Genomic DNA, 21,729 nt, shown 5'->3' on the forward strand with positions numbered 1-21,729 from the left:
ATTTCAGGAAATCCCATGTCCGATCCAACACCTCTGTTGTTCGCCCTCTACGAACAGGCCAGCGTGGGCTGCGGTGGCGCCCCGAGCCTGTGGACCCACCCGGCTGACGAGCGCCTGGCCATCAACTCACTGAGCTACTGGACCAACCTGGCACGCGTCGCCGACCAGGCGCATCTGGACCTGATGTTCTTTGGTGACGTGCTGGGGTTTTACGACGTGTTCGGCGCCAATGCCGATGCAGCCATGAAGTGGGCCGTCGAGGCCCCCGCCAATGATCCGCTGATGATCATTCCGGCCCTGGCCGCAGTCACCGAGAACCTCGCGTTCGGGGTCACGGTGAGCACCAGTTACGAGCACCCGTTCAGCCATGCGCGCCGCTTCAGCACCCTCGATCACCTGACCAATGGCCGGGTGGGCTGGAACATCGTCACCTCCTACCTGAGCAGTGCCGCGCGCAATTTCGGGCTGGAGCAAATGATCAAGCATGATGATCGCTATGAGCGCGCCGAGGAGTTCCTCGACGTGGTCTACAAGCTGTGGGAAGGCAGCTGGGCCAATGATGCGGTGGTCGCGGACAAGTCCACGCCGCTGTATGCGCGGGGCGATCGAATCCGCCCGATCAATCACTCAGGTGCGCACTACCGGGTGGCAGGCCCGCACTTGACTGCGCCCTCGCCGCAGCGCACGCCGCTGTTGATCCAGGCCGGCTGGTCGGGCCGTGGCCGAACGTTCGCCGCCAAGCACGCCGAGATGATCTTCACTGCCAAGTCCAATCCCCACGAGATTCGCCAGGGCCTGGAAGACATCTGGGCGCAGGCGCAGGCCCGAGGGCGCAGCGCCGAGGACGTCAAATCCCTGACCGTACTGCGCATCGTCACCGCCAAGACGCAGATCGAGGCGCAGCGCAAATATGACGCCCTGCAAAGCAACTATCACCTGCAAGCGCAACTGGTCAGCTACGCCGGTGATACCGGCATCGACATCAGCCGCTACGCCGACGGTGATCCACTGTCGACGCACACCGAAGGCATGACCTCCTACGTGATGCACCCCGACGGCAGTGGCAAGCCGCTTACCGCCGGCGACGTCAAACAGCGCTTTGCCAACGTCACCCGCGGCACCGATCTGATTCTGGTCGGCACGCCGCAACAGGTGGCCGAGCGCATCGAAGAACACGCGCGTATCAGTGGCACCAGCGGCTACATGCTCAACCCGCTGATCAGTCCCGGCAGCCTGGAAGACTTTGTCGAATGGGTGGTGCCCGAGCTGCAGCGACGCGGGCTGTATCGCACCGAGCCGCACCGTGGGACCTTGCGCTCGCGGTTGCGTGCGGATGGTAGAGACCATCTGCCGGATTCGGCGTATGGGGCTTCGTTTCGGTTTGGCAAGTGAGGTGACGCTGGGAATCGGTCCAGATGGATCATCGGCGGGGGCTGGAAACGGATCTGCGGTTCGCCGTCAATGATCAAAAGGGTTGAGGGTTGGCTCGTCAATCTGCCTCCAACTCGGCATAAGGCTGCGCTGGCAACGGCAGCCACAGCGCGATACAGGTGCCCTTGCCGTCGATCCCCTGATCGACCTCCACACGACCACCATGGGCGCCGACCATACCTTGGCAGATCGCCAGGCCCAGCCCCGTACCCTGTCCGCCTCGATCACCACGGGCCGCGGTATAGAACATGTCGAAGATCTTCGCCCGCTCCTCGTGGGGGATGCCCGGGCCCTCGTCGCTGACGCTGAAGACCATAAACGCCTGATGCACGGCGGCCTCAACTTCGATACGGCCGTTGGGCGGCGAGAACCGTGCGGCGTTCTCGAGCACGTTGACCAAGGCCTGTTCGATCAGCGCGGCATGCACGTAAAGCAGCGGTATCTCGCTCGGTACCTGCACGCGGACCTTGAGACCGGCGAGCACCGTGCGCAGTCGCCCGACGGCACTGCCGACGATATCGGCAGGCGCGACCCAATCGCGTGCCAGTTTCAAGGCGCCATGGCCGAGGCGGGTCATGTCCAGCAGGTTCTGGATGTAGCGGTCCAGGCGCTCGGCTTCGTCGCGGGTGCCTTCCAGCAGTTCGACGCGATCGCTCGGTGGGATGAGATCACCCAGTTCCAACAGGCTATCGATGCTGCCGCGCATCGATGTCAGCGGTGTTCTCAGATCGTGGGACACCGACGCCAGCAGAGCGCTGCGCAGTTGCTCGGTCTCGCCATGCAAACGGGCGGCCTCCAGGTCTTGAACCAGATTGGCCCGCGCCAGGGCCTGGGCCAACGGCTGGCTCAACGCACCGAGCAGCCTGCGTAATTCGCCATTCAGCGCACCTTCGTGGCGCTCGGACACCGCCATCAACGCCAGCACCTGGCCCTCAAGCGATACCGGCCACCACCACCAGCGACCGGCGGGCAAGGTGCCGGTACCTTTGCCGGCGGCCTGGTCGTGGCGCCCCGCCCATTCGCCCGCCGCCCGTTCAGACTCGGAAAATTGCTCGTTGCCGCCATTGGCCACGGTCCAGGTGTCGCCTGACTTTTCTAGCAGGCAGATCTCCAGGCCCGCCCAGCCCTGTAGATGCTGCGATGCGGCATTGAGCACAGCCTGTTGGTCGGTCGAGGCGGCCAGGCTGCGGGACAATTCCAGCAAGCGGGCGGTCTGTGCCTGCGCCTCGCGCAAGGCACTGAGTTGCCGACGCTGGCGCGCAGCCAGATTGCCCGTGAGGGCGGCCATCAGCAGGAAGAACATCAGCGTCAGGACGTCTTCTTCGCGCTGGATGCTTAATGAAAAGGTGGGCGGTATGAACAGGAAGTCATAGGCCAGAAATGACAAGACGGCACTGGCCAGCGCCGGCCCAAGGCTGCTGCGCACCGCCACCAGGAGCACTGCGGCCAGAAACACCAGCGAGATATTGGGCAAGTCCATGACCAGCGATACGCCCCACGCAAAGCCGCTGGCCAGCAGCGTCGCGGCGAGGGCGAGCGAGTAATCACTCCAGCGCCAGCCTTGCGTGACATGGCTGCGCCGCTGCACCGGCGATTCGACGCGGGGCAGCACGTTGATCTCCAGCCCCGAGGGTTCGCGCAGCAACCTGGCCGACAAACCCATGCCGATGATCCGCCGCCGCGATTGGCCCACCAGCAGCAAGCTGGCGCGCCGATCGCTGGCGTGTTGGATCAAGGTGCGAGCGACGCCACTGGCACGCAGCACCACCACTTCGCCGCCCAGGCGTTCGGCCAATTGCTGAGCCTGATGCAAGCGCTGGCGAGCGGTCTCGTCTTTGACATTGCCAGTGTCGATATGCACCACGGACCAGGGCAAATGACGGTTCTGCGCGATGCGGCTGGCATGACGCACCAGCCGTTCGCACTGATCGTCGCTGTCGATGCAGACCAATAGCCGGCCGCGCACCGTGGGGGCATCCTGGCCCAGGCGACGGTAGCCCTGCGCCAGGTCGGCATCAACCTGAGCCGCTGCCGTTTGCATGGCCAATTCGCGCAGTGCGTTGAGGTTGGTCTGGCTGAAAAATGCATCGATGGCCGCACGCGCCTGCTCAGGCACATAGACCTTGCCGTCGCGCAGGCGCTCGAGCAGTTCGCGCGGCGGCAGATCGATCAGCAGCAGTTCATACGCCTCCTGCAAGACCCAGTCGGGCACCGTCTCGCGAACCTGCACGCCGGTGATACCGCGCACCTGGTCGTTGAGGCTTTCCAGGTGCTGGACGTTGACGGTGGTGTAGACATCGATATCGGCCGCCAGCAACTCCTGCACATCTTGCCAACGCTTGGCGTGCCGACTGCCGGGTGCGTTGCTGTGAGCCAGTTCGTCCACCAGCACCAACTGCGGCTTGGCTTTGAGCAGTCCGTCGAGGTCCATTTCTTCGAGCGCCACCTCGCGGTACAGGCTGCGCAACATGGGCTGTTGCGCCAACCCGACCAGCAAGGCTTCGGTTTCAGCCCGGCCATGGGTTTCGACGACACCCGCCAGCAGCCTGACGCCTTGGCGCTGCTGGGTATGGGCCGCCTGCAGCATGGCGTAAGTCTTGCCTACCCCCGGCGCAGCGCCGAGGAACACCTTGAGGCGCCCCCGCCCGCTACGGGGTAAGGCTGCCAGCAAGGCATCGGCGCGGCCGGAGTCACTCATCGGGATTGCTCGCTATCATCGGGAGGCTGTGGGCATCTGTACCAGTGTGGCATTCAACGCTAGCACGTTGACCACCGGCGGGCCTACCAGCGAAGTCTCGGTATGCGCCGCGATCAGGTCTCGCAGGGACTGCTCGGAGACTTGACGGGCCGCCGCTACCCTTGCCACTTGATACGCCGCGGCAGCGGGCGACAGATGGGGATCGAGGCCGCTGCCCGAGGTCGTCAACAGGGCCAGGGGCACCGGACCCTGCCCGTCCACATACAGTTTGGCGGCATCGTCCTTGACGCGCGTCGCCAGCGCCGGATTGCTCGGTGCCAGGTTGCTGGCACCGCTGGCGACGGTGGCGAAGGCCCCCGCCGAGGGGCGCGGATGGAACCACTCGTCGCCGCTGAAATCCTGGGCGATCAAGGACGAGCCGCGTACTTTGCCAGCGCCGTCGCGTACCAGGCTGCCGTTGGCCTGATCGGCGAAGGCCACCTGAGCGATACCCGTGACGACCAGGGGATAGGCTACGCCAGTGATCAGGGTCATCAGGACGACCAGGCTAACCGCCGGACGAATTAAATTGCTCATGTTCGAAGCTCCAGTCAGGTTCATACCAAGTGCAACGCGGTCAGCAGTACGTCGATGGCCTTGATGCCGACAAAGGGCACGATCAGGCCGCCGACGCCGTAGATCAGCAGGTTGCGGCGCAACAGGTGGGCCGCGCTGGCGGCCTTGACGCGTACGCCACGCAAGGCCAGAGGAATCAACACCACGATGATCAAGGCGTTGAACACGATGGCCGAGAGAATCGCGCTCTGCGGGCTGGTCAGGCCCATGACGTTGAGCACGCCCAGCTGCGGATAGATCGCGGCGAACAGCGCCGGCAGGATGGCGAAGTACTTGGCCACGTCGTTGGCGATCGAAAAGGTCGTCAGCGCGCCGCGGGTCACCAGCAGTTCCTTGCCGATACGTACTACGTCGAGCAGCTTGGTGGGGTCGCTGTCGAGGTCGACCATGTTGGCCGCTTCACGTGCCGCCTGGGTACCGTCGTTCATGGCCATGCCGACGTCGGCCTGAGCCAGCGCCGGTGCATCGTTGGCACCGTCGCCGCACATGGCCACCAAGCGGCCGTCTTCCTGCTCCAGGCGGATGCGGGCGAGTTTCTTCTCCGGCGTGGCTTCGGCGATCACATCGTCGACGCCGGCTTCAGCGGCGATCGCTGCGGCGGTCAACGGGTTGTCGCCGGTCACCATCACGGTACGAATACCCAACTGACGCAGCTCTTCGAAACGCTCACGGATACCGGGCTTGACCACGTCCTTGAGGTGGATGGCACCCAGCAGGCGCTTGTCACGGCACACCAGCAGTGGCGTACCGCCGCTTTGCGCGATCTTGTCGATTTCGCGCGCCAATACGGCGGGCAAGTCCAGGCGCTGCATGTCGACGAACTTGAGCAACGAGTCCACGGCGCCTTTGCGGTAGACATGAGCACCATAGTCGACGCCCGACAAGCGGGTTTCGGCACTGAAGGCGACCGGGAGCAGCTGCGAGGTGGCCGGCTCGTTGATCTTGTGCAGCGTGCGCAGGAACTCGACGATCGATTTGCCCTCTGCCGTTTCATCGGCGAGCGATGCCAGCAGCGCGCCCTCGGCCAGTTCCAGTGCCGTTACACCGGGGGCGGCATACAGCGCGCTGCAACGGCGGTTACCGAAGGTGATGGTGCCGGTCTTGTCGAGCAGCAGCACGTGCACGTCACCGGCGGCCTCTACCGCACGGCCGGACTTGGCGATCACGTTCAGGCGCACCAGACGATCCATGCCGGCGATACCGATCGCCGAAAGCAAACCGCCAATGGTGGTGGGGATCAGCGTCACCAGCAAGGCCACCAGGAACACCAGCGGCAGGCTACCGCCAGAGAAGTGCGCAAAGGGTTGCAGGGTGACGACGACCAGCAGGAAGATCAGCGTCAGACCAATCAGCAGTATGTCCAGCGCGACCTCGTTGGGGGTCTTCTGCCGTTTGGCGCCTTCCACCAGAGCGATCATACGGTCCAGAGTGGACTCGCCCGGATCAGCGGTGATTCTGACGATCAACCAGTCCGATACGACCTGCGTATTGCCGGTGACCGCAGAGCGATCACCGCCGGACTCACGAATGACCGGTGCGGATTCGCCGGTGATGGCTGCTTCGTTGACCGCGGCAATGCCTTGGATCACTTCGCCATCGCCGGGGATCATCTGCCCGGCCTGAACGCGCACCACGTCACCTTTGCGCAGACTGCCGGCCGGCACCGTTTCGTAGATATCACCGGACGTGCGCCGGCGTGCTTCAAGCCCTTGGCTGCCGGCCTTGAGGCTGTCCGCACGGGCCTTGCCGCGGCCTTCGGCGAGGGCCTCGGCAAAGTTGGCGAACAATACGGTGAACCACAGCCAGACGGCGATTTGCACCGCGATGAATGTCGGTACTGTCGGGTCCGGTATCGCGCACAGCGCCGTTGTCAGGATCGCTGTCAATTCGACTACGAGCATCACGGGCGAGCGCTTGAGTTCGCGGGGGTTCAGCTTCACGAATGCCTGCACCAGGGCGGGACGCCACAGGGCCGACATCGTCGTCTTGACCGGTTGTTGAACAGCGGGTGTAGCAACAGGAATAGTCATGATCGTCCAGGCCTCAGAAACCCATACTCAGTTGTTCAGCGATCGGCCCCAGGGCCAGCGTCGGCAAGAACGTCAAGCCGCCCACCAGCAGGATGGTCACGGTCAACAGCGCCACGAACAGCGGGCCATGGGTGGGAAAGGTATTGCCGTTGACCGGCGCAGTCTTCTTCATGGCCAGGCTGCCCGCCAAGGCCAGTACCGGCAGGATGTAACCAAAGCGCCCGATCAACATCGCCAGCGACAGCATCAGGTTGTGGAACGGGGTGTTGGCACTGAAGCCACCGAACGCCGAGCCATTGTTGGCGCCTGCCGAGGTGTAGGCGTACAGCAATTGGCTGAAACCATGCGGCCCAGGGTTACTGACCGCCCCGGCAGGACCGGGCAGCGCCGAGGCGATGGCGCCCAGTACCAGCACCGCGACCGGCATCACCAGCAATGTCGCCACCAGCAATTTGACTTCCCGGGCCTGCAGCTTCTTGCCCAGGTATTCGGGGGTGCGACCGATCATCAAGCCGGCCAGGAAGACCGCGATGAGCACGTTGAGCAACATGCCATAGAGCCCCGCACCGACGCCGCCGAATACCACTTCGCCGAGCATCATGTTGACCATGGCCACCATGCCGCTGAGTGGATTGAGGCTGTCGTGCATGGCGTTGACCGAGCCGTTGGAGGCCGCCGTAGTGGTCACTGACCACAGCACGCTAGCGGTCGTGCCGAAGCGGCTTTCCTTGCCTTCGAGCGGCGCCGTCTGCTCGACCATCGGCAGATTGAGAGTCGGGTTGGGCTGATACTCGGCGTACAGCGAAACGGCGCCACCGATCAGGAATAACGTCAACATGCAGGCCATGATCGCCCGGCTCTGACGCAGATCCTTGACGTAGTGGCCAAAGGTGAACACCAGCGCGGCCGGAATCAGAATGATCGACACCAGTTCGAACAGGTTGCTCAGGGCCGTGGGGTTCTCGAACGGATGCGCCGAGTTGACGCCGAAGAAGCCGCCACCGTTGGTGCCCAGCTGCTTGATGGCGATCTGGCTGGCCGCCGGCCCGAGAGGAATGACCTGGTCGGCGCCCTGCAAGGTCAGGCCACCTACATAGTGAGCGAAGGTCTGCGGTACGCCCTGCCATACCAGAAACAGCGCGAGGATCAGGCACAGCGGCAGCAGGCCGTAGAGGGTGGCACGGGTCATGTCGACCCAGAAGTTGCCGATCGAGTTGGCCGAGCGACGACCAATACCGCGGCACAACGCGACCAGCACGGCGATACCGGTGGCAGCGCTGACGAAGTTCTGCACGGTCAAGCCGACCATCTGGCTCAGGTACGACAGCGAAGCCTCACCGCTGTACGACTGCCAGTTGGTATTGGTCATGAAACTGATGGCGGTGTTGAATGCCAGCGTCCATTCCATGCCGGGAAAGTGCTGGTCGTTGAGTGGCAGAGCGCCCTGAAACATCAGCATCAACCACAGCAGCACGAAGCCGGCCAGGTTGAATGTCAGCAGCGCCAAGGTGTAGTGCTGCCAGCTTTGGTCAGCCTTGGCGTCGACCCCGGACAACCGATAGCAAGCGCGCTCTATGGGCGACAGTACCGGCGTCAGGAACGTCCGCTGGCCCTCCATCACCCTGTAATAGAAACGCCCCAGAAACGGCGCGGGCACCAGCACCAACAACAAGAACGCGATGATCAAACCATAGTCATAGCTGTGCATGGCTTACCCCTTGTCCGCGAGCAGCAGCGCGACGAGAAGGTAGGCAAACAGCCCTATGGCGAGCATGAGTGAAATCCCATCCAGAACGTTCATTACCAGAATCTCCAAGGTACGGTGTAGGCCGCGTGATGGAGATTTTCCCGGTGATGCCCGTAAAGTCTCTAGATGGCAGTGGCTGCGAATGCATAAAGAATGTGTAATTTTTTGCCGGCAAACGCACGTGGCCGCAGCGCTATCGACGGGCTGACTACCGCGCGCACCGCGCCATGCGGGTCAAGAACCAGACCATTGCCGCGCCCATCGCAAGCATCGCCAGCAGCAGCAACGGGTAGGCAATCCACCACGGGATAGCGGCGGTCATCATGCTGAACTCGGACATGCCCCCTACGCTGGCGATCAGGTTCAGTGGCAGGAATACCACCGTGATCAAGGTGAGCTTGCGCAGCATGTCATTCATGGTGTTATTCGCCAGATTACCCCGAGCATCCATCAGGCCCGCGAAGACCGTCGAGTAGATCTCGGCTTGTTTGTAGCACTGGGTGTTTTCAATGATGAGGTCGTCGATCAGTGCGATGACCTGGGCGCCGTAGTGATTTTTCTCGGCGTGGTTGCGCAGTCTTGAGAGGACCGTGCCATTGCTGTGGATCGCGTTGATGTAGTAGATCAGGCTTTCGCTGAGATTGAACATCTGCACCAGGTGGTGGTTTTGCATCGAGCTGTTGAAACGCTGCTGCAGCTCCCGCGCGACCATCTTTATCACCTTGAGGTGCCCCAGATAGTGATGCACGTTGCCAAACAGCATATCCAGCAAGACGTCCAGCGGTGTCAGTAAAGGATGGCGCTCGCCCAGCCCGTGCATCTGCGAATCGTCCGGGGCAATCAGTACCAGGCGGTCATCACTTAGCAACAGGCCAAAGGAAGAGACCTCGAACGAGAAGCTGTCACCGCCCGAGTAATTTTGCGGACGTTTCCATATCAGAAAGAGGCTATCGGGGTGGAACTCGATCCGCGAGACTTCATCGGGATCGAGCGCCGAAGCCAAGCCATGTTCGTCGATGTGAAATCGTTTTTTCAGTTGCTCGCATTCCTCGGAATCAGGATCGATGAACAGCAGCACTTCACTGTTGATGTCGTCGACAGGCTGCAAGCCTCGCTGGGTGAGGCGATAACTATTGATCATGATTTTCCCGGACCTTGCTGACGTTCACTACCAAGTCATACCGCGTCGCTTCAGCTCCAGGCGCCGAACGAACTCCTCCAGCACCACGGTATACAGACCATCCTTCAAATGGGCGTCCTCGATACCGGCGTCAAGATTGGGATTGTCGTTGACCTCGATGACCACGACATTGTCGCCGGCCTGCTTGAGGTCCACCCCATAAAGCCCATCGCCGATCAAGCCGGCTGTTTTAACCGCAAGATCCACGACCGTCGCGGGCACATCTTCAATGGCCAAGGTTCGGCATTCACCGATGACATCAGCGCCTTTTGCCTTGTGATTGAAAATTTGCCAGTGCCCCTTGGACATAAAGTATTGGCAAGCAAATATAGGCTTGCGGTTCAATACGCCGATTCGCCAGTCATACTCCGTGTAAAGATACTCCTGAGCGAGCAGCAGCACGGAGTGCTCGAACAACTCCGCCGTTGCCTTGAGCAGCGCCTCCTGGTTCTGCACTTTAATCACTCCGCGAGAAAAACAGCCGTCGGGAATCTTCAACACCAGGGGAAAACCCAATCGCTGTCCCACCTGCTGCACTTCCCGAGGATTGTCCTTGTAAAGAATTTCACTGGCCGGCATCGCTAACTGGTGGCTGCGCATCAAGTCGGTGAGGTACACCTTGTTGGTACATCGCAAGATCGAGGTCGGGTCATCCATGACGACCAGCCCTTCACTTTCTGCCTTTTTGGCAAATCGATACGTATGATCATCGACGCTGGTAGTTTCGCGAATCAGCAAAGCGTCATATTCCGCCAAGCGTGAATAATCTTTACGCTCGATCAACTCGATATCAATCCCCATCCCTTGGCCAACACGGATGAAGTTTTCCAATGCTTTGGCGTTGGACGGCGCCAAGGCTTCGTTGGGGTTATGCAAAATCGCCAGGTCATAGCGAGCCAGGCGTTTGGAGCGAGGCTGACGCCACAGTCGTCGGCTGAAGCCATCCAGCGCGGTAGCGAACTGGCCGGCCTGGTCTTCCCGAAGCTTGTGCAGGGCGCCAGGCTTGATGCCAGCAATCTGCCAAGTAGTGGATTTTCGAAATTCGACCAGCATTATCGGGCATGGAAACGCTTCGAACAGCTGACGTGCAATATCCTGCAATGGCTCCATGTCGGTGCGGCCGAAATAAAGGCTGAGTGTAAAACCCTCGGTGCCCCGATAGGCGTGTTCACCTAGCACTTTCTCGATGTTTTTTTCCAGATCGTCAAGCGCCAGACCATATAACGACTTACGGGCCAGTTCGCTGATGCTTTTTACCGAAGGAATAACTTTATGACCACGCGCCTCGGCCAGCAGCGAGCAGTAGTAACCATGACCCAGGTATTTGAAGCTTCTGCACAAGTTAATGACCTGCACGCGTTTGCCAGGCTGTTTATTACAGGGCTGCTCGAGATATTCCTTGGCGGTCACCAAGTCTTCACTGGGAAAATACTTAGCCCAATCCTCCCTGCGCTCAACGATAATGATCAGCTGACTCTGCCCTTTGCGCTCAGTTTCGATCGCCACTTTTGCCGCACTTGCCGAACTTTCAGTTTTACTCGATACTTCGCGCCAACCAACTTGTGCCGATGTCATTTCTCTTTGACCTGATGAGGAACACGTGCATTACTATTAATCACGAACCTTTGAAAAAGTCTCGTTTCTTTACGAAAGTTTTACGGCGCCCAACATGAACTTTATATTCCGTACCGCTACGTCCCAGGACCTTCCAGCACTGCTCGCGCTGGAAGAACAGTGTTTTACACTTGACCGCATGACACCACGCAGTTTTCAGTGGATGTTGAGCCGCGCCAACGCCAGCCTGATCGTTGCCGAGGCGCAAGGACACTTGATGGGCTATGCCCTGCTGCTGTTCCACCGCGGGACCTCACTGGCCAGGCTTTATTCTATTGCGATATCCCCGCTCGGCCGCGGCCAGGGGCTAGGCATACGTCTGCTCGAGCAGGCGGAAAATAACGCCCGAGCGCATGACTGCGCCTATGTGCGACTCGAGGTTCGCGCCGATAATGCCGTCGCTATCAGGCTTTACGAGAAGACCGGGTATCGCCCGTTTGCAGTGGTCAGCGACTACTACGAGGACCATAGCGAAGCCCTCCGATTCGAGAAACGCATCATCCAGCGGCCGGAGGGCAAAGTCCGGGAGGTGCCCTATTACCAACAGACCACCGAGTTCACCTGTGGCCCGGCATGCTTGCTGATGGCCATGGCCGCATTGGCACGGGGTCGCCCGCTGGCTCGACGTGAAGAAGTCCAACTTTGGCGCGAAGCCACGACGGTATTCATGACATCGGGCCACGGCGGTTGCAGCCCCCAGGGTCTGGCGTTAGCGGCCTGGCGGCGGGGTTTCAAAGTGCGCTTGCAAGTCAGCATCGACGGTCCTTTGTTCCTCAGCGGCGTGCGCAGCGAGGAAAAAAAAGAAGTCATGCGTCTGGTCCACCAGGAATTTTGCAGCCAATTGCAAGAGAGCGCCGTGCAACAGGTGCGCAGCAGCCAACTCGACATACACCGCCTTTTGGCTGATGGCGGTCAGCCTCTGGTGTTGATCAGCAATTACCGGCTGACGCGCACCAAGGCGCCACACTGGGTGTTGGTGACCGGTTGCGATGAGGACTTCATCTACCTCCACGACCCCGACATCGATCACAGCCGCCATCGTGAAGCCTTGGACTGCCAGTACTTGCCGGTGAGCCACGAAGAGTTTCAACGAATGAGCCTGTTCGGCGGCAGCAAACTGCGAGCTTCGGTGACCTTGTTCACTAACGAGTAGCAACGGATAAGCTGCTGCCTACGACCCCAGTTGCCATGGCAATGAACGCGTCGGCGCGATCATCAACGTGGCTTGGCCGCGCACTACGAATCCAGTTTACCCAATCTCCTCTGGCTGTCTCGGCTAGCCTGCTGGTATTTGGCGAATGGTATGTTCCGCAAGGAACAGCCGCGCGTGGGAAACGACTAGCATAGTGGCAACGCCCCCCATCCAGGGACGGCAACAGCCAATATCAAGGAGATCAGCATGAGCCAAATTCTTTCTGTGGATCAGCAACTCGATAGCGCCAAACATTTCTTTCGGCCCAGCCCAAGTGGCCTGCTGATGCTCGATTCGGATCCAACGCCATCAGGCACCGCGAACGTACCGCAAATGTTCCAACCAAACGGAAGTACCACGGGTTCGGTGATGCAGTTCAACGGCACGTTACCCGATAGCGTGACCGATGCTCAGCGAGCAGCGTTTGCCGATTTGCTCAAACAACACCAATTTTATTTGCAATCAGGCATTGGGCTAGTCACCGCCTGGATGACTGATAAATACCAGCGGGTGCCAGTGTCCTGGGCCGACCCTGCCAATTGGCAAGACCCGCTCAGTAATCTTCCTTCCGAGTTTTATACTCCGACCGCGATTACCCAATACCAATTCAGCCAAAGCATGAAGGGTATAGAGGTTGCCACCAGTTTTATTAACACAATGGTGGGCTGGGCGTCGGGCGCGGGCATCGTCTCAGCCTTCTCGGATTTTCTCGGCACCATCGGCAAGCAAATCGGGGCTGGCGTCCAGAGCAAGCAAACCAGTATGGACACCTATAACATCTCGCTGGGCTACCAGCCTGTTCAGGATAGCGCCGGGAACTGGCAACTGGTCAGCACGGCCGAGTACTACTTCATCAGTTTTAACGAGTCGAACAGTAAAGTTTATAGCAGCTGCGGATCGGCAGAGAGTTACAACTTTGATTTCAAATACCAGAAAGGTCAGCTGTTACTTAATTGGGCAACCTTGGGTGCCGATGCCAGTAGAAAAGCGCGTAACAACTGGGACAACGTGATCAACAAAACGACGGTGGACGACGTGTCCAAGGCCAAGAATTTCTTCGGCACCCCGGTGGCGTCTAAATAGAGTCAGTCCCTGTTTCGCCTCTCAGGAGAATGTCATGCAGACACATTCTAGCGTCCCTGCACAGGCGATCACTCTCTATGTGGAGCTCGTTTCATCCGCGCAAGCGGATGAAACGCCTTCGCCAGCGAGGGATTTCCTGAGTGTAGTAGCCAATTATATGGACAAGAACCAAAATGCCGACGCCTTGGTTGCACTACAGCAACTTCCCGAATTGCTGGTCGCTGCTGGGGTCATCAACATATTCACCGCCGTGGCTGAAAAAAACGATTTACCGGCTATTACCCAGCTCTTGCTAAGCAGTTTTCAAAGCAGTCTGCCAGCAAATCTCTCGGCCCCCTTGAGCCAAACATTGGCGAAGCAAATATCGCCCCTGCTGCGGACCGACGATTCGTTGAGACTTGTGTTGTTGCTGGCCAACTCGACCCAGTCACAACCCCCAGCGATAGCCGGTTTGGAAGCGACACTGACGCGTACGGCCGCACCTCCCACGGACAACAATTTACCGACGGCCAACGTCACGCTGACATTCAACGTAGACCTTGTGACCTACCAGTGGCTCAGTAACAGCACAGCCACAGCACAATCATTCGGCAAGGACATGCGCGCCCAGGGTCAATACCTTGACCTCACCGGGACCAGCAACTTCGTGCAAATTATCTGTTGATTTTACCCGCCACCTGCAACAGCAGGTGGTGTCCTGTGGAACATTCACTTGGATATAAATCACATGGATGAGCCTACTGAGTGTCTGTCGACTTCAATCACCTGCAAGACGCCTCACAACGACTATTCATCCGCGCGCGGTCATGCCCTGCGTGCCTGCCCTGTCTTCGCCCAACTCTGTGATGAAGAAATCACCCTGCTGGCAAGCCATACCAATACCGTTCATTACAACAGTGGCCAGTTCTTAATGCGGCGTGGAGAACCCAGTACCCACGTGCTGTTGATAACCAATGGGGTCGCGCAAATGTCGGTCAGCGCACTCAATGGCCAAGAGTTCATCATCGGTATGGTTGGCCGTAATACGTTGCTGGGTGACTGCCTGCGCGAACTTGAGCCCCAGCCAATGGACGTGATGGCTCATGAGCCCCTTAGCGCGCTGAGAATAGCGCGCCACATCCTCCAGATACTGGACCCGCTCGTGCTGAGCACTGGCTTCAACCTCCTGCTGAACGAACGTCTGCAGGGCACCTTGGAAACCCTCCAGGATTTGGCCTTGTTCAACCTGCGCCCACGGCTGGCACGTCTGCTGACACGCATGCATAACAATGAAGAAAAGAACCCGGCCGGCCGTTTGACCCGGTACAACCAGGGAACGCTTGCCTCCATGGTAGGGGCCAGTCGGCCGCGGGTTAATGAGCACTTGCAGTATTTCCGCCAGATTGGCGCGATTGAAATACAGGCAGGGCTGGTGCTGATTCGCCAAGTGGGTTTGCTCGAGCAACAGGTTTTGGCTCCAGAGCGTATCGCCCCCCTTATACGCAGTACCTCATACACCAATAGGCAGCAGATCAGCGCCCCGTGAGTTGGAAACTCCCGATAGGGTGGGCCTGTCGGGTATCAGTGATGCAAATGGAGCTCAATCATGAACACACGTCTACATCCCCTGTACCGCTGTGCAGTTGCAATGCTTGGAGCCACTGCCCTGGTGGGCAGTCTGGCAGTCCATGCCGATGACCAGGTACCCTTGGGTATTACGGTTGTGCGGGGCGATTCCTATGGCGCGTCAGCCAATGAAGCGGGTAACTACGAGCACGAACCGACTAACGCCAATGATCAACTTGAAGATGTTTCTGCACTCTGCGGGAAAAAAACCGGCGATACAGCTGCGAGCTTGGTAGGCACTGATAAATCTTGTACGTGGGGCCATTACATGACCACTCTTTCAACGACGGTGATCAACCTCAAAGGGCATATCGCACGCACACCCCTGCCGAAAAACCCGAATCATTGTTCGATCCGCGGGCTGACAGTCAAACAAATCAAGGGGGTCTGGAGTCAGTGACGGTTCAGGTCGCCTTCTGGAGCTAAAAGCGTCGTTGTCGAATGCGCTGGCGGTGCATTCGACAAGTCGCTCCAGCCGGCGGTCTTGCCGACGTCTACGCAGGTGCACGCAGAGTGCCTGGTTAAGCTACCGGTCGCGGGGCTCTGCTCAATGCTTGCCACGCGGAGAACGCGAGGTCACAACGCATCACGCGGTATGCCATTCGACACCCGCAAAATATCCGCCATTACCGCCATGGCGATCTCCGCCGGCGTCTTGCTGCCCAGCCGCAAGCCGATTGGCGCATGAATACGTTGCAAGGTTGCCTCATCGAGCCCGCCAATACGCGCCAGGCGTTCGAAGCGCTTGCTGCTGGTGCGTTGCGAGCCCATGGCGCCGATATAGAACGCCGGCGTGCGCACCGCCTCGAGCAGCGTGAGGTCGTCGAGGCGTGGATCGTGGGTCAGGGCCACGACCGCGGTGGATGCGTGGCAGCCACCGTTGGCGATGTACACCGCCGGCAACACCTCCAGCACCTCGATGCCCGGCAACGAGAACGCGCTGGTGACCTCCTTGCGGGGGTCGCAGACGATCACTTCGTAACCCAGCGACAGCGCGAAGCTGGCACAGAATTGCGCGACCGGCGACAGCCCGGCGAGCAATAGCCGCTGTACCGCGCCAATGCGTATCGCAACCTGCTCGGTATCCACTTCGACCTTGGCCGCCGCCATGCTCCCAGGCGTGATGCTGCGCTGGTCGGTACCCAGCAACACCCGACGGACGATCAATGACGAGCCGGCAAACGCACTTTCGATGGCGTGCAGATGGGCTTCTGATTCGGCGCTCGGCGCCAGATGCTCGACGAGCACATCCAGCACGCCACCGCACGGCAATGCCCGCGTGGGTGCCAGGCCGCCCTCCCCGTAGCGCACCACCTGGCTGACGGGCGGGAAGAACCCCTCACCCACGCGCTCGAGAAAATCATCTTCGACACAGCCGCCCGACAACGAGCCGCAATGCTCGCCGCTGCCCAGGCACACCAACATCGCACCCGGCCCGCGCGGCGCCGAGCCGAATGTGGTGATGACGGTGCAGAGCCAGATCGGCCGCCCCTCGGCAATCCATGCTCTGGCCTGCTGAATCACTTGAAGATCAAGCTGTTTCATTACCCCAAACCCTCAAGTCAACATCAGGCCCAAGCCTGACCGCACTCAGTGCAGCCCCAGCGCTCGGCTTTTGGCAACGTCTTGCGGTGTGATACGCGCACCCGACTGGCCGAAGCGGCTGAGCAAGTAGGTACTGACCGCAGCCAGCTCTTCGTTGCTGTAGCCCTTGGCGAAATCCGGCATGCGTTGATCACTGCGCACCGCATCATTGTGACCGCCCAGCAGCACCCCTATCAGGTTGGTACCCTCGGGGTCGTTGACGGTCTTGAGTCCTGAGAGTGTCGCGATCGGGCTATTGTTCCCTTGCCCGTCTGCCCGGTGACATGCCGCACAAGCATCGTTGAACACCTTCAAGCCCAGGCCATCCCCCGCCACGGGCACCGGCTCGCGCACTTCAGCGCTGGGCCGGGGCACACCGGTGGCGCGCGCCGGGGTACTTTTGAGGTACACCGCCATCGCCAGCTGATCTTCAGGGGTGAGGTAGCGCAGGCTGTGCTCGATCACGTCGCTCATCGGCCCACCCGCCATGCCGAAGCCAGGTGCCTGGCCGGTGGCGAAGTACTTGACCAGGGTTTCCTGCGGCCAGGCGCCGATGCCGTACTGGGCATCGGAGCTGATGTTGTAGGCGCGCCAGTTGCCCAGCAGGGTACCGGCCAGCGACTCGCTCGGTTTGACCGCTTGGGCGAAGTTGCGCGGCGAGTGGCACTCGCCACAGTGCCCCGGCCCTTCGACCAGGTAGGCACCACGGTTCCACTGGGCGGACTGCTGTGGGTCGGCGACGAAGGGTTTGTTGTCGAGGAACACGGTGTTCCAGAACCACATGCCCCAGCGCTGATTGAAGGGGAACGAAATATCGTTTTCCTTCGACGCCTGTTTGACCGGCGTCAGGCTGAACAAGTAGCCCTTGATGGCCAGAATCTCGTCACGCGGCATCTTGCTGTAGGAGGTGTACGGGAAGGCCGGGTAGTAGTGCTTGCCGTCCTTGCCCACGCCCCGCTGCACGGCGTTGACGAAATCATCGTCGCTCCACTTGCCGATACCGGTGTCCGGGTCGGCGGTGATGTTGGGCGAGTACAGCGTGCCGAACGGCAGCTTGAACGCCAGGCCACCGGCGAAGGGCTTGCCGCCTGCCGTGGTGTGGCAGGCGACGCAATCGGCGGCGCGGGTCAGGTACTCGCCGTTGCTCATGGGGGTGCTGTCGTCGGCCTGGGCGGCGTGCCACAGGCTGGCGCCGAACAGTGCCAAGGCGATCTGGTAGGCCTTCATGCCATCGCTCCTTGTACGGTGAAGTAGCCGGAACGGCTCAAGGGCAAGCGTCGCACCCGCGCGTGCGAGGCGGCGTGCAGGGCGTTGACCAGCGCGGCCGCGATCGGCACCGCGCCGGTTTCGCCAACGCCACCGGGGGTTTCGAGGCTGTTGATCACATGCACCTCCACTGGCGGCGCATCACTCATGCGGATCTGCCGGTATTGATGGAAGTTGTTTTGCATGACCTGGCCTTTTTCGATGAGCACTTCGTTGAACAGCGCCGCCGACAGGCCGAACAAGGTGCCGCCTTCGATCTGCGAGTGCACCGAGGTCGGGTTGGTGACGAAACCGCAGTCGATCACCGATACCAGTCGATTGATGCGCAGGCCACGCTCGCCGTGCATTTGCAGCTCGACCACGGTAGCGATGTAACTGCCGAACACGTTGGCCACCGAGACGCCACGGCCGGTACCGGCGGGCAACGGTTGGTCCCAGCCGACTTTCTCGGCCGCCAGTTTGAGCACGGCCTGGGCGCGCGGCTGGGCCTGCAGCAAATCCATACGGTAAGCGACGGGATCGGCACTGGCGTTGTGCGCCAGTTCGTCGATAAAGCTTTCCAGCGCATAGGTCGCCCGCAACGGGCCAACGCCGCGCCACCAGGAAACCGGAATGACCTTGGGCTCTTCGCGTACGTAGCGCACTTGCAAGTGCTTGAGGGCGTAAATCGGCTCGATGGACGTTTCTACCGCATCGGCATCGATGCCGTTGTCCGGCAGTTTGCCGATGAATTGCGCGATCACCGAGGCACCGGCGATCCGATGATCCCAGCCGACCGGTCGCAGAGTGTCGTCGAGCGCGGCATTGAGGCGGTCGACGTAGTGCGGCCGGTAGCGGTCGTGGGTCATGTCCTCTTCACGGCTCCAGATCAGCTTGATCGGGTAGTCCACCTGACGGGCGATATCGACGGCCTGGAAGATGAAGTCCGACTCCAGCCGCCGCCCGAAAGCGCCACCGATGAGCTGGTTGTGAATGATCACCTGCTCGGCCTTGAGGCCGCTGATCTTGGCGGCTCCGGCCTGGGCGAACATCGGCGCCTGGGTGCCGACCCACAGCTCGCAGGCATCGCTGCGCACATGGGCGACGCAGGTCATCGGTTCGAGCGGCGAATGGGACAGGAACGGCTGCTCGTAGACCGCTTCGAATTGGCTCTTGGCGTTGCCCAGCGCCGCTACGATGTCGCCTTCGTGCTTGGCCACCACGCCGTCGCCGGAGCTGGCCGCCAGCAGTGCTTTGTCCAATTGCAGCGAGTCACCGGTGGCGTGTTCGCCCAGGTCCCACTCGATGCGCAGGGCCTTGAGGCCCTGCTGGCAGGCCCAGAAGTTGCTGGCCGTGACCGCCACGGCATTGGCCAGTTTGATCACATCGCGCACGCCCGGCACTTGCCGCGCCGCGCCTTCGTCGACGCTACGCAAGGTGCCGCCGTAGACCGGGCAGGTCAGCGACGAGGCAACCAGCATGCCGGGGATCTGCAGATCGATGGTAAAGCGCGCCTTGCCGTTGACCTTGTCCGGGGTATCGAGGCGCGGTGTCGGCTTGCCGAGCAGTTTGAAATCTTCGATGCGCTTGAGTACTACTTCGGTTGGCAGCGGCAGCGCGGCGGCCGCGTCGACCAGCGAACCATAGTCGGCGGTCTGCCCGGCAGGGCCGAAGACCACGCCACGTTCGGCATGGCACTGGCTGGGCGCGACGTTCCAGCGAATCGCGGCGGCCTGGATCAGCACTGTCCGCGCGCTGGCACCGGCCTTGCGCAGGGGCTCCCAGGTAAAGCGGGTCGAGGACGAACCACCCGTGGCCTGGAACTGCAGCAGCGAATCGATATACAGCGCGCTGGGCGGTGCTTCCTCGATGCTGACCTGATCCATACCGACTTCCAGCTCTTCGGCGACCATCATCGCGATGCCCGTCTGCACGCCTTGGCCCATCTCGATCTTGGGTGAAATCACGGTGACGTGGCCATCGTGGCCGACCCGCACAAAGGCGCCAAAACCGCCCCCGGCATCCGCCGCACCACGGCCGGCGGCCACCGCATCGGCGGCCGCACTGCGGGGCACCAGCGGCGGCAACCAGGCAGAGATCAGCAGGCCGGCGAAAGCGCCCGTGCCACCTTTGAGCACGCCACGACGGGACACACCGTCAGGCGTCTTGTTGACTGTCGACATGGGTAATCCTCAGGCTTTGCTGACGCTTTTGATCGCCGCGCGGATGCGCGTATAGGTGGCGCATCGGCACATGTTGCCGGACATGCCGTTGACGATCTGCTGATCGTCCGCGTCGGGATGAGTCTGCAGCAAAGCCACCGCAGCCATGATCTGGCCCGACTGGCAGTAGCCACATTGCACCACTTCGTGCGCCAGCCAGGCGCTCTGCACAGCCTGGCCGACCGGCGTCTGGTCGATGGCTTCGATGGTGGTGATCTGGTGCCCGACCGCATTGCTGACCGGCAGCACGCACGAGCGCACCGCCTTGCCATCCAGGTGCACCGTGCAGACACCGCACTGCGCGATACCGCAGCCATATTTGGTACCGGTCAAACCCAGCACGTCGCGCAGTACCCAGAGCAGCGGCATGTCCTCGGGGACATCCACGACCTGGTCCTGGCCGTTGATCGATAGTGTCTGCATGTCAGCCTCAAGCATAAATCACGGGGGCTCGTGGGTGGCCGGGAACAGCGCCGCCAGCACGAACAACGGCCGGCCCGTACATGCGGGCTGGCCTTGGAATATTTTGTAATACTTGAGAATAGTGTAACGCTTGCAGACGATATACAACCCGCCAATGCAAGATCGGGGCAATTTGCCGCGCACGGCTGTGCGCGGCGGCAACGAGCGCGGCAGGAAACAGACGCCGGCAGTTAAATAAAGCTTCATCGTCGCCGGCTGAATATCTGTGCACGCCAAGCCCCGCTTTGACCTGGTTTTGACTTGGTCCCCAGCACACTCGCCACACGGCCCCACGTTAGAGGGCCAGCGTCGTAGTCATCGGGGACAAGATGGAAGCACTCAATCGCTCACTGTATCTAATGTTCAATGCCGGGGATCACCCCTCCTTCGCCGTCCTCTGCCTGGCGAAAGTGCTGGCGCAGCAGGCAATCATCCTGTTACCCCTGCTACTGGTCTTGCTTTGGTTGCGGGGTGCGCGCACAGCCGCTGTGACCGCAGTGCTGTGCGTACTGCTGGCCTTGCTGGGCAATCTGCTCATCGGGCTGTCGTTCATGCATCCGCGGCCATTCATGGTCCCGCTGGGGCATAGCTGGATATCCCACAAGGCTGAAACCTCGTTCCCCAGCGACCACGCGACGATCTTCTTTGCCTTCGGCCTGGCATTGTGTGCTGCCGGCCCGCGTCGGCTGGGGGCGGTGGTCGCGGCACTGGGCGTAGCTGTGGGCTGGTCGCGGGTGTATCTGGGCGTGCACTTTCCGTTCGATATCATCGGTGGGTTGCTGGTCGCGATCGCCAGCACCTGGGCCATGGTCATCTTACTGGCCTGGAGGAATCTGGGCACACGCCTGGTCGACAGACTCGAACAGGCGCATCGAGCCCTTTTGAACATGCCCCTGGGCAGGCAACGAAAGTGAACGACTGTTCGCGGGCAGAGCCCGTTCCCAAGAGCGCAAGGCTGTGCAATGCAGCCTCGCCAGCACTTGGCTGCAACGATGGCGGCGAATTAGACTCTCAGGTGGTA

18 protein-coding genes are annotated in these 21,729 nt (G+C 60.9%); 7 read left to right on the top strand and 11 right to left on the bottom strand.

Annotation, left to right across the window (positions count from 1 at the left end):
• The first annotated feature begins 15 nt into the window (after positions 1-15).
• Complete coding sequence (locus tag LIX93_RS15045; RefSeq protein ID WP_226504850.1) at positions 16-1,392, top strand: LLM class flavin-dependent oxidoreductase; 1,377 nt, start codon at positions 16-18, stop codon at positions 1,390-1,392.
• Between the two features lie 97 nt (positions 1,393-1,489).
• Here LIX93_RS15045 and LIX93_RS15050 read toward each other — a convergent pair whose 3' ends face one another.
• The 7 genes from LIX93_RS15050 to LIX93_RS15080 form a co-directional block, all read right to left on the bottom strand.
• Positions 1,490-4,129, bottom strand: a complete 2,640-nt coding sequence (locus tag LIX93_RS15050) for a sensor histidine kinase KdpD (protein ID WP_226504851.1) — start codon at positions 4,127-4,129, stop codon at positions 1,490-1,492.
• Positions 4,130-4,144: 15 nt separating this feature from the next.
• The gene (gene kdpC / locus LIX93_RS15055; RefSeq protein ID WP_226504852.1) at positions 4,145-4,705 is read right to left on the bottom strand and encodes a potassium-transporting ATPase subunit KdpC; all 561 of its coding nucleotides are present in this window, start codon (positions 4,703-4,705) and stop codon (positions 4,145-4,147) included.
• Between the two features lie 20 nt (positions 4,706-4,725).
• Positions 4,726-6,774, bottom strand: a complete 2,049-nt coding sequence (kdpB, locus tag LIX93_RS15060) for a potassium-transporting ATPase subunit KdpB (RefSeq protein ID WP_226504853.1) — start codon at positions 6,772-6,774, stop codon at positions 4,726-4,728.
• 13 nt (positions 6,775-6,787) lie between these two features.
• The gene (gene kdpA, locus LIX93_RS15065; protein WP_226504854.1) at positions 6,788-8,482 is read right to left on the bottom strand and encodes a potassium-transporting ATPase subunit KdpA; all 1,695 of its coding nucleotides are present in this window, start codon (positions 8,480-8,482) and stop codon (positions 6,788-6,790) included.
• 3 nt (positions 8,483-8,485) lie between these two features.
• Positions 8,486-8,575, bottom strand: coding sequence for a K(+)-transporting ATPase subunit F (gene kdpF / locus LIX93_RS15070; RefSeq protein ID WP_226504855.1), 90 nt, complete (start codon positions 8,573-8,575; stop codon positions 8,486-8,488).
• A 154-nt stretch (positions 8,576-8,729) separates the two neighbouring features.
• Positions 8,730-9,662 (bottom strand): magnesium transporter CorA family protein, encoded by a 933-nt coding sequence (locus tag LIX93_RS15075; protein WP_226504856.1) that lies wholly within the window; start codon positions 9,660-9,662, stop codon positions 8,730-8,732.
• A 27-nt stretch (positions 9,663-9,689) separates the two neighbouring features.
• The gene (locus LIX93_RS15080) at positions 9,690-11,276 is read right to left on the bottom strand and encodes a RimK family protein (RefSeq protein ID WP_226504857.1); all 1,587 of its coding nucleotides are present in this window, start codon (positions 11,274-11,276) and stop codon (positions 9,690-9,692) included.
• A 94-nt stretch (positions 11,277-11,370) separates the two neighbouring features.
• Between LIX93_RS15080 and rimI the strand changes: the two genes are divergently transcribed.
• The 5 genes from rimI (at position 11,371) to LIX93_RS15105 (ending at position 15,595) form a co-directional block, all read left to right on the top strand.
• Complete coding sequence (gene rimI / locus LIX93_RS15085) at positions 11,371-12,468, top strand: ribosomal protein S18-alanine N-acetyltransferase (RefSeq protein WP_226504858.1); 1,098 nt, start codon at positions 11,371-11,373, stop codon at positions 12,466-12,468.
• Positions 12,469-12,714: 246 nt separating this feature from the next.
• On the top strand, positions 12,715-13,590 hold the full coding sequence (locus LIX93_RS15090; RefSeq protein ID WP_226504859.1) for a hypothetical protein: 876 nt from the start codon (positions 12,715-12,717) through the stop codon (positions 13,588-13,590).
• Positions 13,591-13,624: 34 nt separating this feature from the next.
• The gene (locus LIX93_RS15095) at positions 13,625-14,254 is read left to right on the top strand and encodes a hypothetical protein (protein WP_226504860.1); all 630 of its coding nucleotides are present in this window, start codon (positions 13,625-13,627) and stop codon (positions 14,252-14,254) included.
• A 63-nt stretch (positions 14,255-14,317) separates the two neighbouring features.
• Positions 14,318-15,115 (top strand): Crp/Fnr family transcriptional regulator, encoded by a 798-nt coding sequence (locus tag LIX93_RS15100; RefSeq protein WP_226504861.1) that lies wholly within the window; start codon positions 14,318-14,320, stop codon positions 15,113-15,115.
• A 60-nt stretch (positions 15,116-15,175) separates the two neighbouring features.
• Positions 15,176-15,595: a hypothetical protein gene (locus LIX93_RS15105; protein ID WP_226504862.1), complete on the top strand. Its 420-nt coding sequence runs from the start codon at positions 15,176-15,178 to the stop codon at positions 15,593-15,595.
• A gap of 176 nt (positions 15,596-15,771) precedes the next feature.
• Here the strand turns inward: LIX93_RS15105 and LIX93_RS15110 are convergent, their stop codons facing one another.
• The 4 genes from LIX93_RS15110 to LIX93_RS15125 are packed head-to-tail and all read right to left on the bottom strand — an operon-like array spanning position 15,772 to position 20,669.
• Positions 15,772-16,740: an XdhC family protein gene (locus LIX93_RS15110; protein ID WP_226504863.1), complete on the bottom strand. Its 969-nt coding sequence runs from the start codon at positions 16,738-16,740 to the stop codon at positions 15,772-15,774.
• Positions 16,741-16,785: 45 nt separating this feature from the next.
• A complete protein-coding gene (locus LIX93_RS15115; RefSeq protein ID WP_226504864.1) occupies positions 16,786-18,006 on the bottom strand; it encodes a c-type cytochrome in 1,221 nt (406 codons plus the stop codon).
• The gene (locus LIX93_RS15120) at positions 18,003-20,207 is read right to left on the bottom strand and encodes a molybdopterin cofactor-binding domain-containing protein (RefSeq protein WP_226504865.1); all 2,205 of its coding nucleotides are present in this window, start codon (positions 20,205-20,207) and stop codon (positions 18,003-18,005) included. The genes LIX93_RS15115 and LIX93_RS15120 overlap by 4 nt, the downstream gene beginning before the upstream one ends.
• A 9-nt stretch (positions 20,208-20,216) precedes the next feature.
• Positions 20,217-20,669 carry a (2Fe-2S)-binding protein gene (locus tag LIX93_RS15125; protein ID WP_226504866.1) on the bottom strand — a complete coding sequence of 151 codons (453 nt, stop codon included), beginning with the start codon at positions 20,667-20,669 and terminating at the stop codon, positions 20,217-20,219.
• 368 nt (positions 20,670-21,037) lie between these two features.
• Here LIX93_RS15125 and LIX93_RS15130 point away from each other — a divergent pair, with 368 nt between their 5' ends.
• The gene (locus tag LIX93_RS15130; RefSeq protein WP_226504867.1) at positions 21,038-21,622 is read left to right on the top strand and encodes a phosphatase PAP2 family protein; all 585 of its coding nucleotides are present in this window, start codon (positions 21,038-21,040) and stop codon (positions 21,620-21,622) included.
• Positions 21,623-21,729: the final 107 nt, after the last annotated feature.

It is taken from the genome of Pseudomonas sp. MWU16-30317, assembly GCF_020515695.1.
In the GTDB taxonomy this organism is placed as follows: Bacteria; Pseudomonadota; Gammaproteobacteria; order Pseudomonadales; family Pseudomonadaceae; genus Aquipseudomonas.

Coding starts and splice junctions, on each gene's coding strand:
- LIX93_RS15045 (WP_226504850.1), top strand. CDS start 16: ATGTCCGATCCAACACCTCTGTTGTTCGCCCTCTACGAACAGGCCAGC.
- LIX93_RS15050 (WP_226504851.1), bottom strand. CDS start 4,129: ATGAGTGACTCCGGCCGCGCCGATGCCTTGCTGGCAGCCTTACCCCGT.
- kdpC (WP_226504852.1), bottom strand. CDS start 4,705: ATGAGCAATTTAATTCGTCCGGCGGTTAGCCTGGTCGTCCTGATGACC.
- kdpB (WP_226504853.1), bottom strand. CDS start 6,774: ATGACTATTCCTGTTGCTACACCCGCTGTTCAACAACCGGTCAAGACG.
- kdpA (WP_226504854.1), bottom strand. CDS start 8,482: ATGCACAGCTATGACTATGGTTTGATCATCGCGTTCTTGTTGTTGGTG.
- kdpF (WP_226504855.1), bottom strand. CDS start 8,575: ATGAACGTTCTGGATGGGATTTCACTCATGCTCGCCATAGGGCTGTTT.
- LIX93_RS15075 (WP_226504856.1), bottom strand. CDS start 9,662: ATGATCAATAGTTATCGCCTCACCCAGCGAGGCTTGCAGCCTGTCGAC.
- LIX93_RS15080 (WP_226504857.1), bottom strand. CDS start 11,276: ATGACATCGGCACAAGTTGGTTGGCGCGAAGTATCGAGTAAAACTGAA.
- rimI (WP_226504858.1), top strand. CDS start 11,371: ATGAACTTTATATTCCGTACCGCTACGTCCCAGGACCTTCCAGCACTG.
- LIX93_RS15090 (WP_226504859.1), top strand. CDS start 12,715: ATGAGCCAAATTCTTTCTGTGGATCAGCAACTCGATAGCGCCAAACAT.
- LIX93_RS15095 (WP_226504860.1), top strand. CDS start 13,625: ATGCAGACACATTCTAGCGTCCCTGCACAGGCGATCACTCTCTATGTG.
- LIX93_RS15100 (WP_226504861.1), top strand. CDS start 14,318: ATGGATGAGCCTACTGAGTGTCTGTCGACTTCAATCACCTGCAAGACG.
- LIX93_RS15105 (WP_226504862.1), top strand. CDS start 15,176: ATGAACACACGTCTACATCCCCTGTACCGCTGTGCAGTTGCAATGCTT.
- LIX93_RS15110 (WP_226504863.1), bottom strand. CDS start 16,740: ATGAAACAGCTTGATCTTCAAGTGATTCAGCAGGCCAGAGCATGGATT.
- LIX93_RS15115 (WP_226504864.1), bottom strand. CDS start 18,006: ATGAAGGCCTACCAGATCGCCTTGGCACTGTTCGGCGCCAGCCTGTGG.
- LIX93_RS15120 (WP_226504865.1), bottom strand. CDS start 20,207: ATGTCGACAGTCAACAAGACGCCTGACGGTGTGTCCCGTCGTGGCGTG.
- LIX93_RS15125 (WP_226504866.1), bottom strand. CDS start 20,669: ATGCAGACACTATCGATCAACGGCCAGGACCAGGTCGTGGATGTCCCC.
- LIX93_RS15130 (WP_226504867.1), top strand. CDS start 21,038: ATGGAAGCACTCAATCGCTCACTGTATCTAATGTTCAATGCCGGGGAT.